The 17,589-nt window shown below is 70.2% G+C and carries 15 protein-coding genes; 1 reads left to right on the plus strand and 14 read right to left on the minus strand.

What is annotated here, in order from left to right; genetic code table 11:
* Nucleotides 1-11: 11 nt before the first annotated feature.
* From ITJ49_RS05840 to recQ, 10 genes are all read right to left on the minus strand, one after another.
* Nucleotides 12-1,337, minus strand: a complete 1,326-nt coding sequence (locus ITJ49_RS05840) for an FAD-binding oxidoreductase (protein ID WP_194602597.1) — start codon at nt 1,335-1,337, stop codon at nt 12-14.
* 94 nt (nt 1,338-1,431) lie between these two features.
* Nucleotides 1,432-2,214: a pyrimidine reductase family protein gene (locus ITJ49_RS05845; RefSeq protein ID WP_194602599.1), complete on the minus strand. Its 783-nt coding sequence runs from the start codon at nt 2,212-2,214 to the stop codon at nt 1,432-1,434.
* Complete coding sequence (folP, locus tag ITJ49_RS05850) at nt 2,211-3,149, minus strand: dihydropteroate synthase (RefSeq protein WP_370544385.1); 939 nt, start codon at nt 3,147-3,149, stop codon at nt 2,211-2,213. Before folP ends, ITJ49_RS05845 begins: the two co-directional genes overlap by 4 nt.
* Complete coding sequence (gene folE, locus ITJ49_RS05855; RefSeq protein ID WP_194602601.1) at nt 3,146-3,730, minus strand: GTP cyclohydrolase I; 585 nt, start codon at nt 3,728-3,730, stop codon at nt 3,146-3,148. The genes folP and folE overlap by 4 nt, the downstream gene beginning before the upstream one ends.
* Nucleotides 3,731-3,785: 55 nt before the next feature.
* Nucleotides 3,786-5,027, minus strand: a complete 1,242-nt coding sequence (locus tag ITJ49_RS18145) for a helix-turn-helix domain-containing protein (protein ID WP_194602604.1) — start codon at nt 5,025-5,027, stop codon at nt 3,786-3,788.
* 131 nt (nt 5,028-5,158) lie between these two features.
* Nucleotides 5,159-6,427: an FAD-binding protein gene (locus tag ITJ49_RS05865; RefSeq protein ID WP_194602608.1), complete on the minus strand. Its 1,269-nt coding sequence runs from the start codon at nt 6,425-6,427 to the stop codon at nt 5,159-5,161.
* A 419-nt stretch (nt 6,428-6,846) separates the two neighbouring features.
* On the minus strand, nt 6,847-7,707 hold the full coding sequence (locus ITJ49_RS05870; RefSeq protein ID WP_194602611.1) for an NAD(P)-dependent oxidoreductase: 861 nt from the start codon (nt 7,705-7,707) through the stop codon (nt 6,847-6,849).
* 60 nt (nt 7,708-7,767) lie between these two features.
* Nucleotides 7,768-8,085, minus strand: a complete 318-nt coding sequence (locus tag ITJ49_RS05875; protein ID WP_228514073.1) for a hypothetical protein — start codon at nt 8,083-8,085, stop codon at nt 7,768-7,770.
* A gap of 204 nt (nt 8,086-8,289) precedes the next feature.
* Entirely contained in the window at nt 8,290-8,793 is a 504-nt protein-coding gene (locus ITJ49_RS05880) for a GNAT family N-acetyltransferase (RefSeq protein WP_194602616.1), read from the minus strand.
* Nucleotides 8,794-8,981: 188 nt separating this feature from the next.
* Nucleotides 8,982-11,081, minus strand: coding sequence for a DNA helicase RecQ (gene recQ, locus ITJ49_RS05885; protein WP_370544386.1), 2,100 nt, complete (start codon nt 11,079-11,081; stop codon nt 8,982-8,984).
* A 110-nt stretch (nt 11,082-11,191) separates the two neighbouring features.
* On the opposite strand from recQ, the gene ITJ49_RS05890 reads away from it, so the two are divergent.
* The gene (locus tag ITJ49_RS05890) at nt 11,192-11,701 is read left to right on the plus strand and encodes a hypothetical protein (RefSeq protein WP_194602620.1); all 510 of its coding nucleotides are present in this window, start codon (nt 11,192-11,194) and stop codon (nt 11,699-11,701) included.
* Between the two features lie 35 nt (nt 11,702-11,736).
* Here ITJ49_RS05890 and ITJ49_RS18150 read toward each other — a convergent pair whose 3' ends face one another.
* From ITJ49_RS18150 to ITJ49_RS05910, 4 genes are all read right to left on the minus strand, one after another.
* Nucleotides 11,737-12,672 (minus strand): type II CAAX endopeptidase family protein, encoded by a 936-nt coding sequence (locus ITJ49_RS18150; protein WP_194602623.1) that lies wholly within the window; start codon nt 12,670-12,672, stop codon nt 11,737-11,739.
* A gap of 36 nt (nt 12,673-12,708) precedes the next feature.
* Complete coding sequence (locus tag ITJ49_RS05900; RefSeq protein WP_194602627.1) at nt 12,709-13,134, minus strand: GNAT family acetyltransferase; 426 nt, start codon at nt 13,132-13,134, stop codon at nt 12,709-12,711.
* 80 nt (nt 13,135-13,214) lie between these two features.
* Nucleotides 13,215-16,262, minus strand: coding sequence for an AAA family ATPase (locus tag ITJ49_RS05905; protein ID WP_194602631.1), 3,048 nt, complete (start codon nt 16,260-16,262; stop codon nt 13,215-13,217).
* Entirely contained in the window at nt 16,262-17,443 is a 1,182-nt protein-coding gene (locus ITJ49_RS05910; RefSeq protein WP_194602635.1) for an exonuclease SbcCD subunit D, read from the minus strand. The genes ITJ49_RS05905 and ITJ49_RS05910 overlap by 1 nt, the downstream gene beginning before the upstream one ends.
* Nucleotides 17,444-17,589: the final 146 nt, after the last annotated feature.

A 17,589-nucleotide genomic window follows, 5' to 3' on the forward strand; every position in this document is an offset into this window, starting at 1 on the left:
CTGTGGGGGCATTACTTGGCGAAAGCGTGGGCGACCCGGTCCCCATCGGCCGCGATGTACGCTTCGATCGCCTCCTCGGTGGTGAACGAACCGGGGGCGAAGCGGTCGAGGCGAAAGGCTTCAGGATCCGCGAGAGGCGCCTCGGCGCTCGGCCGATCAGCCGCTGTGACGATGTCGGAGATCAGGCGCCCGAGGCCCGGGCCGTTCATGACCCCGCCCTCGTTGTCGCCGCCCACGACCCAGAGGCCCTCGACGCCGGGCGCGGATCCTGCGTACGGTCGTCCATCGGCGGTCCAGGTCGGCTGGCCCTGCATGATTGTCACGGACTCGGCCCCGCGAAGGGCCGGGAACACCCGCTCGAGTGTCGCCTGATGGGCGAGCTGGGCATCGATGAGACTCGGCACGACCGGCCTACCGCGGGTGACGCTGGTGTCTATTCCTTCGGCGCGCAGCTGCCGCGAGCTGCGGTAGCCGGGGGCGGCTCCCCACGAGAATGCGCCGTGCAGGTTGCGGAGCCAGAGCGGCCCGAGATCACGGCTCTGGATCGTCGGCATGTCGGCGGGCAGTCCGACGTCGGCCGTGACGAAGCGCGTCGCGACCATGGGCAGAAGCGGAAGGGTCGACGTGACGCCGTCGAGCAGGCGGTTCATCCAGGCGCCACCCGCGAGCACCACGGTCGTGGCGGCAAGATCGCCGGCTGACGTGATGAGACGGGCGACTCGCCCCTCCCACGTCTCGATGGTGTCGACGCGGGTCTCGTAGCGGAAGACGACGCCCTCGGCCTCGAGCATCGCCGTGAGCACTCGGACCACCTCGGAGGTGGTGACCTGCCCGGCGAGGGGCATGAGCACCCCGCCGACGACCTCGCGGGAGTCGACGGCGCCGCCGGTGAGGCTGCCCACGTCGGCGGCGGAGAGCGCTCGCGTCCCGGGTGCGGCGAGAGGATGACGGACGATTCCGGCCACCGACTCGACAAGGAACTCCTCGGTCGTCGCGAGCACGATATTGCCGTGCTCGCCGAACTCGATGTCGTGCCCGTCGAGGTCGAGCTGCCGGTAGAAGTCGAGCGAGTACTGGGCCAGCGGGAGGGCCGCCGTGCCGCCTCGACGATTGTGATCGGCCGCGGCGGGCAGCACGAAGCCGGCACCCGCGGGGGTCGTGCCGTGCAGCGGCGGACCGGCATCGACCACGGTGATCTCGCGGAATCCGGCGAGGTGGAGATGCCAGGCGGTCGACAGGCCCAGGATCCCGGACCCCACGACCTGCACGGCGCCGCGCCCGACATCACGCCCGCTCGGGGTCACCCCGGGGTCGACGCTCGTCGAATCGATGGCCATGCTCCAGGCTAGGCGGCGATCCGCGCCGCATTCGCCGTCACCTGTCGCGAATGCCGGGGCACTCGTTCGACACGTGTTGCATCGGTCGGTCGCGCTACGCGGTCGCCCGCACCCGCGAATACTGCGTCAAGAGCATCCCCGACGCGTGCAGCACATGGTCGAGCTGCATCGTCCGCAGGTCGATCGGCGCCGCGTCGGGCGACCGCCGGGCGATCCGCGGCCCCGACCCGCCCTCGAGCGACGGGCTGACGGTCAGGCACAGCGCGTCGAGCACGTCGGCCTCGATAAGCGCACCCAGCAGCGATGGCCCGCCCTCGCAGTGCATCTGGGGCAGACCGCGGGCGACCAGCGCGTCGACCAGCAACCGGGGCTCGACCGTCTCGGAGCCGCAGTCGACCACGTCGGCGACCTCGGCCAGGGCCCGGCGCCGCCCGGCGTCGGCCGACTTTGCCGTCAGCACGAGCGGACGCACGGGGCTCTCGGTGAAGAAATCGGACTCAGGATCCACCGACAGTCGCCCGGTCACCACGGCCACCGCCGGGTGCGGTGAGAGCCCGTTCGCCACCCGCCAGGCACGGGTCGCCTCCGATACCAGCGGCCCCGCATACCCTTCGGCCTTCACCGTGCCGGACGCCACGACGATGACGTCGCAGAGCTGTCGCACCAGGTCGAAGACCTTCTTGTCGGCGGGCCCGCCGAGGCTGCCACTGAGACCTGCCGCTGTGACGGAGCCATCGATGCTGGCCACGAAGTTCGCTCGCAGACGAGGCACGGCGCGATCGCGGGGTGCCAGCAGTGCGAGCAGGGCGTCGTCGTCGAGGTCGGCGATCAAGACGGGGAAGATCTGCCCGAGCGGCCCTTCGCCTGCCGCGCTCATACGTTGTGCCTCGGTTCGACGGGGGCACGCCAGCCGAGGATGGCCTCGACCATCCGCATGGCGTCGATCGACTCCCGCACCGCGTGCATGCGGACGATCCGCGCGCCGAGCAGGGCACACGTCGTGGCTGCCGCGATCGACCCTGCGAGCCGATCGGGCTTGTCGCGCTGGAGGCTCTCGCCGATGAAGTCCTTGTTGGAGACAGCAGCGAGGACGGGGAGCCCGAGGGCCGTGAGCTCGTCGAATCGACGGGTGAGCTCGAGCGTCTGCACGGTGTTCTTGTTGAGGTCGTGACCCGGGTCGACGATGAGCCGGCTGTCGGGAATGCCTCTCGCGATCGCGAGGTCGACTCGTTCGCTCAGACGGCCGAGCACCTCGCCCGCGACATCGCCATACTGTGGCCGGGGGTGGGGTTGTCGAGGTGTCGCCAGCGAGTGGGTGATCACGAGGGTCGCCTCGCTGTCGGCGACGACATCGGCGAGCCGGGGGTCGGCGAGGCCCGTCGTGTCGTTGATCACGGCCGCCCCCACCGCGATCGCGGCCTCGGCGACGTCGGCCCGGAAGGTGTCGACCGAGATGACGACATCCGACTCGGCGGCGAGCGCCTGGACGACCGGTACGACGCGCTCGGCTTCATCAGCCGTGGGCAGCTCGGGTCCGGGCGCGAACGGGACTCCCCCGATATCGACCCAGTCGGCCCCGTCCGCGGCGGCCTGCACGGCGGCCTCCACGGCGCGGTCGAGGGCGAAGGTTGCCCCCTGGTCGAAGAACGAGTCGGGGGTGCGGTTGACGATGGCCATGACGGCGATCTGTCGGTCGAAGTCGAAGGTGCGCCGCCCGATTCGCCTTACGGGGGCCGTCAGCGTCGGCAGCACGAAGCCGCCGACGCGGCCCGAGTCGAACACCGCCCGGTCTCTCGGAACGGTGTCGCTCACGCCGAGACCCTGCCGATCAGGGCCATCGCCTCGGCCCGCCCGGCCGGGTCGGCCAGCACGCCCCGGCTCGCCACCGTGACCGTGGAGCTCTGCGTCTGACGCGCACCCCGAGTGGTCACGCATCCGTGCGCCGCATCGAGCACCACGAGCACGCCTGCCGGATCGGCCGCACTCTCGAGTGCTCCGGCGATGTCTTCTCCCAGGCGCTCCTGCAGCTGCGGCCTTGACGCGAGCGCGTCGACGAGACCGGGGATGCGCCCCAGGCCGACGATCTGCGACCCCGGCACGTACGCGACGTGGGCGACGCCGAGGAACGGCAGAAGGTGGTGCTCGCAGACCGATCGGAACTGGATGTCGCGGACGACGACCAGCTCGCCGAGTTCACCCGAATCAGCGGGGACGACGCTCGTCCCCATCAGCGCCGACACGTCGATGCCGAGGCCGGAGAAGAACTCCTCGTAGGCGTCGGCCACCCGCCGGGGTGTGTCGGCCAGACCCGGCCGCGACGGATCATCGCCAATGGCGGCCAGGATCTCGGCCACTGCAGCCTCGATTCTCGGACGGTCGAAACGTGTCGTCATAGTCGTGGTGTACCCCTCGCCGAACCCCGCCGAACCGGAATCCTCGCGACGAAGATTACTCCCGGCCCCCGGCAGACCCCTCCGCCCCGATCCGATAGTGACGAGCCGTCAGCCAGAGATGGACCGCGAGGCGGTCCGCACCGCGGTCGAGGCTCAGGCCGGTGGCCTGCTCGAATCGGCCGAGCCGCAGGTACAGCGTCGATCGGTGCAGATTCAGGGCGGTCGCCGTCACCGCGGCACTCCCGCCGTTCTCCAGGTAGGCCGCGATCAGATCGAGAGCCTCAGCACTCTGCTCGCCGAGAAGGGTGGCGAAGGGCTCGGGCAGCGCCACCGGGTCGAGGGTGTCGGGCAGAAGCGCCGCCACGTACCCGGACGCGCCGAGCGTCGACCAGCTCCGCACCGGCTCTCCCTCGGCCGAGGCCACCCGCAGGGCGAGCCGCGACTGGCGCCAGGAGTCGCGCGCGTCGAGCAACGCGGGCACCGGGCCGCCGACCCCGATCACGGCGCGGTGGGACAGCAGCGGTTCGGTGCGCACGAGGGCGTCCCGGATCCTCGTCCCCACCGTCTCGACGTCGGCCGCGGTCGGAACGGCCGACCAGCCGATCAGGACGATCGCCTCGGTATCGTCGATCGCGAGCGCGTACGAGCCCGGCGGCCTCGTCGCGAGCCCGGCTCGCACCCCACGCGACAGGAACGCGCGCGGAGACAGGTCGAGCCCAGGATCCGACGGCTCAGGCCGCAGCGCGACCGTCGCGACAGACACGGCGATCGCCTGCATGAGCCCGGTGACGCTCGCCCCCTCGCCCCGCAGCCGTTCTGCTCCGGCCCGGCGTTCGTCGGCGATCCCGTGCACGAGCTGCCGCACGGCCGCGTCCTGACGCCGATCCGCCGCGTGGCGCCGCTCGGCCTCCCTCCCGAGGTAGTCCTCGAAGCGGGTGGCACCGTCCCGGATCTCGGCGAGCTGCGGCGGCGTCAGCGTGCCGTCGTCGATCACCCAGAGAAAGCCCAGCAGCTCGTAGCGGGTGCGGAGCGGCACGCACCACCGGGTCGCGAAGGCGACCTCCTCGGTTCCGGCGCCGTGGCCGGGCTCCCGCCACGTGGCCACGCCGAGACGGTGCAGATGCGCGGCTACCGGTTCGGGAACCCGGCGGTCAACGAGCGACTTCAGCCGGAGGTCGTCTTCGTCGCCGAAATGGGCGCTCGATCGGAGGAGGCGCAACTGAGCGTCGTCGACGGCGACCGATCGCTGCAGGGTCAGCGCGAGCGAGTCGACCATCCGTTGCAGGTCGTCTTCCACCGTCTCAGCGTATCCGCGCCCGTCGGCGAGCCCGCCCGAATGACTCCCGGTGTCAGCCGGTGCCCCGCGACGCCCTCCTTCTGGTCGCTGCGGCGCACTTCCGTGGGTCGACTCGCTGCCGCCGCCCCGAGCTACCGCCCGAGGACGAGGCTGTCGAGGTAGCCGCCGCCGAACTTGCCCGAAGGATCCTGCGTGGCCGCCAACGCACGGAACTCGCCGATCCGCGGGTACCGCTCCTCGATGGCGACTGCGTCGAGAGTCGACACCTTGCCCCAGTGCGGCCGCGCGGTGAACGGTTCGAGCACGCTCTCGATCTGAGGCAGCAGTGCTGCGACCTCGTCGACGTGACGAGCCCAGGTGAAGTGGATGCAGAGCGAGTCGCGCCCCTGGGTCTCGCTTAGCCACAAGTCGTCAGCCGCCACGGCTCGGAGCTCGGTCACGAGGAGGTGCGGCTGAATTCGGTCGGCAAGAGTGCGGACCGCGGCGACAGCCGCCGCCCCGTCGGCCAGCGCGACGAAGTACTCCGACTGAATTTCTTCGCCGTTCGAGGGAGTGCGGTCGATACGGAAGTGCGGCAGACGTTCATGCCAGGGACCGACCGAGCCGTCCATCGGCGTGGTGTTGTCGTCGTCGCTGACCAGCCCCACCTGGCGTGGATCGCGCCGGGCACCGTCGATCTCGTCAGGAACCTCGACGTCGTCCTGCCCCTCCGGAATGCGGGTCTTGACCCACATGGCCGAGATGTCGTCGCCGTACTCGGTGAACAGGCTGACGCTGTAGCCGAGGCCCATCAGTTTCGCGAGCCCGTCGCCCTCGATGGCCGACCAGGGGAGGTTACGGTAGATGTCCTGGCGAGCACGGAACGACGGCTCGACATCGAGCGTCACCCGCGACACGACGCCGAGTGCGCCGAGGTGGATCACGCTGCCGTCGAAGTCGGCGTCGCCGCGACGGATCGTCCGGAGGGATCCGTCGGCGGTGACGAACTCGAGGGCGCGGACGGAGGTCGCCAGCGACCCGTTGCGCGAGCCGGAGCCGTGCGTGCCCGTGGCGGTGGCACCGCCCACCGAGATGTGCGGGAGCGACCCCATGTTGTGCAGGGCCAGGCCTGCGGCCTCGAGTTCGGTGGCGACGGCCGCGTACCGCGCACCCGCACTGACCGTCGCTGACAGGCGGTCGTCAGCGATCACGAGCTCGGTCGGGATGTCGACGGGCGACACGAGCACACCGGGCCCGTCGGCGATCGCGTTGAAGGAGTGCCGGGTGCCGAGCGCCCGGATGCGCGGCGTCTCTCTCACCATCGCCTGGAGCTCGTCGACGGACTGGGGCTGGAGAATGCGCGAGGCGCCGTACACGTGAGTGCCGGCCCAGTTCTGCTCGCGTTCGGCGGTGAACGTCATGCGTCGAGACTAATCCCCGTGAGCGCTCACTTCGAGTGTGGCCTGTCGCGATTCGCTCCACGGCGGCCCGCTGGCCTGCGCGGCTGGCCCACCCAATGCGCCAATTGCGCGCTCTCCCGACTCATTCCGGGCATTCGGCGGCACTCGGCAACCACCCCGGCGGTCGCGCGACGGTGGGTGCCGCCAATTGTGCGCCAGACGAGCACCGTTCTGGCATTCGGCAGCACTCGGCAACTCCGTGCCCCGGCGCTTGGTGCCCCGGCGCTCGGCAACTACCCGAACGTGCACGCGACGCCGAGTGCCGCCGAATGCACTTCCGGCGAGTGCGGGTCCGGCATCTGGCGGCACTCGCGGGCTCGGCCAGCCAGCCAGCCAGCCGCCCGCCAGCCGCCAGCCCACCAGCCCCCAGCAGCAGCCCGTCAGCGAGACGCCGCGAAGCCCTCGTAGACGGCCGCGATGTCGTCGCCACCGTGCCCCGACTCGGAGGCCTTCGCGTAGACGGCACTCAGCGCGGTCAGCAATCCGACGTCGACCCCCGCTCCCGAAGCGGCCTCGGTGATGAGCCCCACGTCTTTGCGGAGGCCGTCGAGCGCGAACTGCGCCGGATAGTCGTGCGCCAGCATGGTCGCGCCCTTGGTGTGCGCGTACGGGGTATCGCTCGCACCACCGTCGATCGCCTGCAAGAAGAGGTCGCCGTCGAGCCCGAGCGCCTCCGCCAGTGCGATCGACTGAGCGGTCGCGGCGGTGATGCTGGCGATCCACGCGTTCGCCGCGAGCTTGAGTGCCGAACCGTCGCCGACTGCCTGGCCAGCCACAACCGTCTTCGAACCCATCGCCTCGAGCACAGGCGACGCCTTCTCGATGAGCCCGGCATCGCCCGCCGCGAGCATGACGAGGGCCCCCTTCTCGGCGGGGACTTTCGTACCCAGCATCATCGCCTCGATGAGCGACACGCCCTTCGCCTCCGCGGCCCGGGTGACGCGGCGTGTTCCGTCGATGCCGATCGTGCTGGCCTGCACCCACACTGAGCCGTCGCGAACCGCTGACGACGCCTCGTCGAAGACCGTGAGCACGGAATCGGCGTCGAAGAGGATCGAAAGGATCACATCGGCGTCATTGACCGCCTCGCGGGGCGTGCCCGCAACCGAGGCTCCGGTCGCCTGAAGATCGGAGGCCTTGCCGGGCGATCGGTTCCAGACCGTCACGTCGAAGCCTTCGCGGAGGAGCGTCGCCGCTACCCCCTGGCCCATGATTCCCAGACCGAGAACGGTCACCTTCATCGCTTGCCTCTCTGCGGGGCCACCTGCCCCAACACGGCGCCGTCGGCACCGCGATCGACGCTACGCCTGAGAGCTGTCCGCCGACTTCGACCGACTCGACCGAACGAACATCCAGCCGAGTGCGACACCGACACCCGTGCACGCGATCAGAATGGCGATCGCTGCCGGACCGAAACCGTAGGCGAGGCCGTTCTCGGCCGACCAGGCGGCAAAGCCCATGCCCGGCACGTCGAGGCTGTCGGCGTCGACGCCTCGCAGCAGCGTCTCGAGGAGCACGAGGAGAAGCACGTCGATGCCCGCGAGGAGCCCGGCCAGACCGGCGCCCAGCAGAGCAACGAGGGTACGGCCCCGGCCCCGAGGTCGCGGCGCGAAAGCCACCGGGGAACGATCGGTCGGGTGCGACCCACCGGAAGGCCCGTCAGACGAGCCCCGAAGCCCGATGACATCGTCGAGGAGAGAAGCGGAGAGCGTTGCCGGAGCAAGCGAATTCACAGGGCCACCTTCGGATCGGAGAGAAAGACATGCGAAATGTTACCTTTCTTCGGATCGGCTGGCTAGGGAAATACGCCCCCTGTGGAGAACTCAGTCGACGAGCGACTTCGTGAACCGGAGGTAGCTGATCGCCTCGTAGTCACCATCGACGTCGAAAAGAGGGACGTAGCCGAGGTGCAGGTAGAGCCCGACGGCCTCGGGCTGACGAGCTCCGGTGGTGAGATTCACACGGCGGTAGCCTCGGATCCTCGCCTCGCCCTCGAGCTCTGCCATGACCCGCCCGGCGAGACCGCGTCGCCGATGGTCGGGGTGCGTCCACACCCGCTTCATCTCGGCCGTGTCGTCGTCGAGGCGCATGAAGGCCCCACCCGCGACCGCCGTCCCCGCCTGCTCGAGGATCAGGAACGCCCCGCCCCGAGCCGGAGCGAATAGCTCGGCGGGGTAGCGGCTCAGCTCGACCGACGACGGGATGCCGTCGTTCAGCCCATAGCGCTCGTCGTAGTCGCGGGCGAGGTCGTCGACGAGAGGCTGGGCGAGAGCTGCGTCGGGCGAAGTCCAGGTGGAGAGGGGGTGGTTGACGCTGTCGAGGGCCATGTCGTGACGGTATTCGGAGCCCTTACAGGGGTCAATTCTCATGACGCTGCGGGTCGTGCGCTGCGAGCCAGCGGCCAACGACCTGACGCGAATCGGCCAAAGCGACCCGGCGCGCCGCGTCAGAATGGCCGAACCGCGTCACTTCGACGGCCCTCGGCCAGCGACCAGCCCCAGGATTAGCCCGAGAATCAGCGCCAGTCGTCGGGCGGCACCGACTCGTCGTACGGGTCGTCGGGCGGCGCATCGGGCCACCCGCCATCGTCGGCGCCAGGCTCGTAGGCGCCCGGCTCATCGACACCCACGCCCGGCCCCGGGTCGAAGCTCGAGACGGCGCGCGAGGGCGCGGCTGGGAACCGATTGGCCGAGGATCCGGCACGCCCACCCCTCGACCCACCCGAGGCAGGCGCGACGGCGCTCCCCACGGGCCCACCGCCGCTCGACTCGGCGACGACGGCGAGCAGCTGTTCCCCGTAGCTCTCGAGCTTCTTCTGGCCGACGCCCGAGATGGTCGCCAGCTGATCGAGGCTCGACGGCCTCATCGAGGCGACACCGCGGAGCGTCACGTCGCCGAACACGACGTAGGCGGGAACGCCGGCCTCCTTCGCGGTTGCCGAGCGCCAGGCCCGGAGCTTCTCGAACAGGGGCTGCGCTTCGGCGGGGAGATCGGCCACCGACGCGCCCGGGCCGGACCGCCGAGAGCGAGCCGCCCTGGAGGGCCGCTCCGGCTCCTTCCGCAGGAATACGGGCCGCTCACCGGCGAGCACGGCTGCCGACTCGTCGGTGATGAGGAGTGTGCCGTAGCCGTCGGTCGACGAGGCGAGCAGCCCCTTCGCGAGGAGCTGCCGCACGACTCCTCGCCACTCGGCGTCGGAGAGCTCGGTGCCGATTCCGAAGGTGGCGAGCTTGTCGTGGCCCTGCTGCGCCATGCGCGGGGTGCTCTTGCCCAGCAGGATGTCGATGAGATGCCCGGCGCCGAACTGCTGGTTGCGCTCGCGCTTGAGCCGGACGATGGTCGAGAGCAGCTTCTGCGCGGGAACGGTGCCGTCGAGCGATGTCGGCGGCGTGAGACAGGTGTCGCAGTTGCCGCATGCGGTCGACGACTGACCGAAATAGGCAAGCAGCTGCACACGGCGGCACTCGACGGTCTCACAGAGCGCGAGCATCGCGTCGAGGTGCACTGTCAGCTGTCGGCGGTGCGCGGCGTCGCCCTCCGACTGGTCGATCATGCGACGCTGCTGCATGACGTCTTGTAGCCCGTAGGCGAGCCAGGCGGTCGCCGGCAGCCCGTCGCGACCGGCGCGACCGGTCTCCTGGTAGTACCCCTCGACCGACTTGGGCAGGTCGAGGTGCGCGACGAATCGGACGTCGGGCTTGTCGATGCCCATGCCGAAGGCGACGGTCGCCACCATGACGATGCCGTCTTCGCGGAGGAACCGGGACTGGTTGCGCTGACGGGTCGCCGCGTCGAGGCCGGCATGGTACGGGAGTGCTGGGATACCGTTCGCGACCAGCGATTCGGCGGTCTTTTTGACCGAGTTGCGCGAGAGGCAGTAGACGATCCCGGCATCGCCGGGGTGCTCGGTCTGGATGAGGCGGAGCACCTGCTTGAGCGGCTGGTCTTTCGCCTCGATGCGGTACTGGATGTTCGGGCGATCGAAGTCGGCGACGAAGTGCGCGGCCGAATCAAGGTCGAGTCGGGTCGAGATCTCGCGGTGCGTCGTCTCGGTCGCGGTCGCCGTGAGTGCGATCCGCGGCACGGCGGGCCAGCGCTCGTGGAGAACCGAGAGCTCCAGGTAGTCGGGCCTGAAGTCGTGGCCCCACTGGGCCACGCAGTGCGCTTCGTCGATGGCGAAGAGCGCGATTCGCCCCTGATCCAGCAGCTGCTTGGTCGACTCGAGACGGAGTCGCTCGGGCGCGAGGTAGAGCATGTCGAGATCGCCGGAGCGGAACGCCGACTCGACTCTCTGGCGCTCCGCGCCGTCTTGCGTGCTGTTCAGGAACGCGGCGCGGACGCCAACGGCCTCGAGCGCATCGACCTGGTCTTGCATGAGAGCGATGAGCGGCGAGACGACGATGCCGACCCCGTCGCGAACAAGGGCGGGCACCTGGTAGCAGAGCGACTTGCCGCCGCCCGTGGGCATCAGAACGAGAGCATCGCCGCCGCCGACGACCTGATCGATGATCGCCGCCTGGCTGCCCCGGAAAGCCTCGTAGCCAAAGACGTCTTGGAGCACGTCGAGGGGTGCGGAAGCGCCGGGTCGAGGAGTCGCGTCGATGGTCGAGGTCACCCGCCGAGTCTACGAGCCGCGACCGACGTCGTTGGCTTTCTCCATAGGCTTAGCCTGAGCGAAACTCAATATGTTACATTGTGAATCCCGATCTTATTGAGGAGAACTGTATGAAGCGCATCATGGCCGCCACCGTCATCACCGCCGCCGCCGCCGCCACTCTCGCCGGCTGCTCCGTCAGCACTGCCACCCCTCTGGTGCTCAACGCCGACAGCTGCTCGAAGCTCGAGTCCTCCCTGGGAAAGAGCATCGACGGCTTTGCCCTCCAGTCCGACTCGAAGCTCGGCGACAAGGGCGGCAAGTGCACCTGGACCCACCCCAAGACCGGCGCCGCCATCTTCCTCAACGTCGAGAACGACTCGAAGTCCGGGGTCGAGGTGAATGTCGAAGAACCCCGCGACAAGATCGCGAAAGACAAGAGCCTCACCGTCATCGAGAACGACTCGGTGAAGAACTTCGACGACAGTGTGCTCTACACAACCAAGGGCACCGAGAAGAGCACGAGCCGCACCTTCACCGCCGAAGACGGCGCCGATACCAAGGTCACGCTCATCACCGCTGAAGTCGCCATGACGAACGCTCAGGCATCCGACGTCTTCACCAACCTGTTCAAGGGCTAGGTCGACCGACTCGCACCACCGGCCAGGCCTTTCGGCTAGCCCGCGACATCCGCCACCGAAACGGACTCGGGCGCCACGCGCTCGGGTCCGTTTCGGCGTGCGACGAGAGTGACCAGGCCCACATAGGCGGCCGAGGCGACGAGCGTCACGACAAAGGCACCCGGCGACCCGTCAGCCTGCTGCGTGCTCACGACCGGAGCCGCCAGGAGAAAGACCACCACGTTGTTGACCACATGGGCGACGATGCCGGCCTCGAGCCCGCCCGTCCGCCAGGTGAGGTAGGCGAAGGCCACCCCGAGGGTCGCGACATCGAGTTTGCCCCAGACGTTGTAGCTGTGCGCGAAGGCGAAGGCCACCGTCGGCACGACGATGGCGACGACGGGCCAGCGCACCCACGATCCGAGCGCCTGCATCCCGAAGCCGCGAAAGGCGAACTCCTCGCCGGCCGCTTGGAACGGGACCAGGAGCAGGATCAGCACGATAGACACGAACAGGGCCAGCGGCGGGGTGCTCGTCTGGGTCGCGGCTGCGTCGGATCCTTGGCCCTGCCATGACGCGGGCACCACGAAACCGAGACCGACCTGCAGGGCCATGTAGACGACCGCCGGAACGATGCAGCGCGCCATCCAGCGCCAGCGAAGGCGCGCGACCACGCTCGACAGCTGGCCGATGGGGCCGAGGCCGAGGATCCGTACGCCCACGATCATCGAGGGCAGAAGCAGCGCGAGCGAGCCGAGCGTGAACAGCATCACGAGCGGATTCGAGGCGTCTTGCTGGTTGCGCCGAATGTCGGCGACGAGATCGAGCCGGGCCTGAGCGCCGCCGATCGCGTCGACCGTCAGTAAGAGGAGCTCCTGCCAGACGATGCTCAGCGCGTAGTAGATGCCGACGCCGACGACGAGCGCCACGATCGGCTTCCACCAGCGGTAGCGGGGACGGGCGCGGAAGAGCAGGTGATACGCGTAGGGCACCTGGCGAGGGTAGCGCGACGGCCCCGGGCGACCGTGTCAGTCGGCGACGTCGGAGATCAGGCGCTTGCCGAAGCCGAGCGCGCCGTCGGGCGAGTAGCCGTGGTGCTCGTAGAAGCCGATCACGGCATTGTTGCCCTGGCGCACCTGCACGTTGATCTTGGGGCAGCCCAGGTCGGTCAGCAGGCGCTCGGCGTCGGCCATGATCTGTGCCCCGAGCCCGGTTCCGCGCGCCGAGTCGGCCACGGCGACGTAGTAGACCCAGCCGCGATGTCCGTCGTATCCGGCCATGGCCGTCGCGACGATCGCGTCGCCCTCAACGCCCACACGGAACAGCTCGGGCTGCACGCGCAGCTTGCGCTCGATGTCGTTGCGGGGGTCGTTCCACGGGCGGGTCAGCCCGGCCTCCTCCCAGAGGGCGACGACGGGCTCGGTGTCAGCGGGGCGGAACGCGCGAATCTGCATCGCTCCATTCTGGCGGCGAACCGAAGGATCCGGCACGCGTCGCTCTGGCCCCCGCCCCTCCGCCACAACTCCCCGCTCGCTCACCCCACCGTCGAGGTCAGCGTCGACGAGCCGTCGGGCCGGCGCCGCACCTCGATCCGGTCGGCGATGCGCTGCTTGAGCTCGTCGACGTGGCTGACGATGCCGACGACGCGACCGCCGGCCGACAGCGCCCCGAGTTCGGCCATGACCGCGTCGAGGGTCTCGGGGTCGAGTGTGCCGAAGCCCTCGTCGACGAAGAGCGTGCCTAGTTCGATACCGCCCGCCTCGGCCTGCACCACGTCGGCGAGCCCGAGCGCCAGGCTGAGCGAGGCGTAGAAGGTCTCGCCGCCGCTGAAGCTCTTCGGGTCGCGCGTCGTGCCGGTGGCGTTGTCGCGGATCGTCAGCGCGAGCCCGGCCCGGCGTGCCCTCGACGAGGCCTCGCGTTCGGCGGCCTCGAGCTGGTACCGGCCGCTCGACATGAGCCCCAGCCGGCTGTTCGCTGCGGCGACCACGTCGTCGAAGCGCCGGAGGAGCACGTAGGTTCCGAGGGTGACGCCGTGGAGGTTCTCTGCACCGCTGGCGCTGGCGACGTCGGCCATGCGCACGATGGCGCGCGACTCCTCGGCGACCGCGTCGGCCGCGCGGAGGGCCTGCTGGAGGCGGCCGAGGGCCCTCTCGGAGCTTGCGGCACGGTCTTCGAGGCGGGAAGCACGATCGGCGGCGGCAGCGTGGGCGGCCGATGCCACCGCCAGCGCCCCCTCTGCCGCCTCGATGTCGGCGACCTCGTCTCCGTCGAGGGCCGCGACGCGGGGTGACGCGAGCCCGTCTGCGACGACGGCCGACTCGTTGTCGAAGTCTCGGATCTTGGCCAGAAGGACAGCACGGTCGCCCGGCGCGAGGAGCGCCGCCGACGCCTCTTCGACGCTCTCGAAGGTCGATGACGCGAGGGCGAGCTCGACGTCTGCTCGGCGACTTTCGACCTCGACGGCAGCGGTAACCTCGGCCTCTCGCGCACGAACGATCGTCACCAGCACCCGCTCGTCGGCGTGCAGCTCGTCGCTGAGGGCGACGCACGATGCCGCACGGCCCTCCAGAATCTCGGCGATGCGCGAGCGGTCGGCGACGAGCCGCTCCGCCTCGGTCTCGAGTCGGGCCTCCTCTGCCGCCAGGTCGAGCCGCTCGGCTGCTATCGCGGCCTCCTGGGCGGCCGTCTCGGCGTCGAATCGGAGCAGGCGATCGTCGGCCTTGGAGCGCTCCGAGACTGCAGCCCGGGCCGCGCCGATCTTCGCCTCGACCTCGGTCAGTTGCACTCGCAGTTCGTCGCCGTCGTGCTCCCCCACGGCCCGGGCGGCGTCACCGAGTCGCGCGTCGAGAGCGGACGCTGCATCTCGAGCCGTCTGCAGGGCGGCTTCCGCCGCCTCGCGAGCCCGGGTCGCCTCGTCGAGCTCTCGATCGGTGGGATGTCCGTCAAGAAGTACGGCGGGGGCCGGGTGCTCGGTTGCCCCACAGACACTGCAGGGTTCGCCGTCGATCAGTTCGAGAGCCAACTCGCCGGCCACACCGCTGATGCGCCGTCGGCGGAGGTCGGCCTCGGTATCGACCGCCTCGCGGGCCCGCGCGGCAGCGGCTGACACGCTCTCCCGCGCGATCTGCGACGCATCGGCCAGTTCGGCATGTCGCCGCACCGCCTCGAGGGCTGCATGCAGATCGTCGAGTCGCCGGGTCTCGAGGTCGAGGGTGCCCGCGAGCTCGGCCGCAGCGGCGATCTCGGCCGTCAGCCCCACCCGTTCTGCCGCCCGGCCGGTGACCCGGGCCTCAGCCGCTGCGATGGCCGATCGACGATCGGCCAGCCTGCCGCGGGTGCGCAGTTGCGCGTCGTCGCGCGCCGGCAGGCCCACCTCGAGGTCGACGATCGCGGCCAGTGTCGCTCGCTCGTGGGCAAGTCGCTCGCGGCGATCTCGCAGATCGTCGAGCTCTGCCTCGAACAGGCTGTCGTCGATACTGCCCCGCAGTACGGCGAGCTCGTCGCGCGCGCGTTCCCGTTTCGCCTCGGCGAGTGTGAGCGCTCGCGCGGGCCCCTCGACCAGAGCAGCACGGTCGGCCAGCTCGGTTCGGTTGCGAGCCTCGGCCACGGCAGCAACCCGCCCGGACAGGGCGTCGCGGCGAGCCATCAGACCATGCCTCGCCTCGATCGCCTCGGCCAGCCTGAGGACCTCCGCCGACTTCGCGCTGGCATCGTCGAGCGCCGCGCGGGCGATGGCGCGGCGCTCACCCGCTGAGCCCGACTCGGCGCTCAACCTGGCCACTACCTCGGCCGCGTTCCCCACCTCGATCGACACCGTCTCGACGGGGCTTCCCGTGCCGCGGTCACCACCGAGAACTGCTTCCTCCTCGACATGAGGGCTATCGCCCGGACCCTGATCGGCGCCGACGTCGACCGTGCTGCGGAGGCCCGCCAACGCTTCGTCGACGGCGCGCTGCGACGTCTCGACGGCGGCGTTGGCCGCGCGCCGGGCGTCTACGAGGGTCGCGGTCGTGCGGTCATAGATCTCGGTGCCGAACAGCGACTGCAGCACGAGCCGGCGCTCTTCGCCGCTGGCGGCGAGAAAGCGCGCGAACTCGCCCTGCGGAAGCACGATCGTCTGCAGGAACTGCTCTTTCGTGACCCCCAGGATCCGAGGAATCTCCCCTCCGACCTCCTGTGCCCGCGTCGACAGCGTCTCACCGTCGACAGCACCCGGCGTTGCGAGCCGCTGCAGGACCACCGCCATGTTGACGGGTGTCGTGCCGACGCCGCGACTCTTCGGGCGGTTCCATTTGGGGCTGCGCCGGATGAGGTGGATGCCGGCGCCGGTCTCGAAGACGAGCTCGACGAACGGTTCGACCGAGGGGCCGGCGTGGTGACTGCGGAGTCGGTCGTCGCTCGACGACGCACCCGCCAGGCCGCCGTACAGCGCGAACACGATCGCGTCAATGATCGTCGATTTGCCGGAGCCGGTCGGGCCCTCGAGCAGGAAGACCCCGGACGACCGGAGTGCGGCGAAGTCGATCGTGAATTCGTCGGCGTAGGGGCCGATGGCGCGGAGCGTCAGGCGATGCAGCTCCATCAGGCGCTCAGCTCGGCTCGACCGGCCGCCTCGTAGGCCGCGCGCAGCACAGCGATCTCGGCGTCGCTCGCCTCCGCCCCGGTGGCGAACGCGACGAACTCGCGAGCGACCTCGACCGGATCGGCGTCGACCGGCACCGCCCGCCGTTCGGCCGAGCGGACGGCGCCCCGCGGCACGTGCTGGATCGACAGCGCGTGCGGGAACCGCTCACGGACGAGCGCGTGCAGGCCCGCCGGATGCACGGGATCGGTGACGAAGACGCGCAGCCAGTCGTCGGCCAGGGAGTCGTGCCGCCCGTCGAGCAGCTCGGCGAGATCGCCGGTGATCTCGGAGAGGCGTCTCGGCACCGGCGTCGGAACGAGCTCGACGTCGACCTGGCCGTCGGCCGCCAGCCGCACCAGGGCCGACGACTTCACCTGGTGCTTCTCGCCGAACGAGAACGCGAGCGGCGAACCGCTGTAGCGGATGACCGGGCCCACGGCAGGCGCGGTGATGCCCTGGGCGCCGTGCAGGTGGCCGAGGGCCACATAGTCGACGCCGTGGAACAGCTCGGCCGGAACCGAGTCGACACCGCCGACTCGGATGTCGCGCTCGCTGTCGCTCGGGGCGCCGCCCACGACGAATGCGTGGGCGAGCACGACGGCGCGGGTGCCCGGCCTCGTGGCGAGGTCGGCCCGCACCCGATCCAGGGCCGCGCCCATCACGGCCGCGTGGGATCTCGTGAGTCTCGCCGTGGGATCCTCGGCCCGTTGCTCGTCTGGCACGAGAACCGCGCGCACGCTGTCGGGATCGAGGTAGGGCAGGCCGTAGAACGCGACCTGGCCGCTCGCGTCGTCGAGCACGACTGGCTTGGCGAGGTCGTCGACCGACGCGCGGATCTGGACGTGGTCGCGAAGCAGGCCGGACGCGAACCCCAGGCGAACAGCCGAGTCGTGGTTGCCCGGCGTCACGATCACGGTGGCGAGCTCGCCGAGACGCGCCAGCGCGGACGACAGCAGCTGAACCGCCGGCACCGACGGCACGGCCCGGTCGTAGACGTCGCCCGCCACCAGCACGACATCGATCGAGCGCTCGCGCACCAGCTCGACAAGATGGTCGACATAGACTTGTTGGTGGTCGAGGAGGTCGACGCCGTGGAGCGTGCGCCCCAGATGCCAGTCGCTGGTGTGCAAGATCAGCAAGCGCTCGCCTTTCGTCGGTGGGCCTCGCCAGCGTAGCGAGGGCCGCCGACATCGACGACCGCGCGCCGGCATCGACGCAGGCCTCTCCTAACACGGCGGTGAGGCCCCGATCCCGCCCTCGGCGAACCCCCGGCCAGCACGCGGTG

This window comes from Frondihabitans sp. VKM Ac-2883 (genome assembly GCF_015350875.1).
GTDB lineage: Bacteria > Actinomycetota > Actinomycetes > Actinomycetales > Microbacteriaceae > Frondihabitans.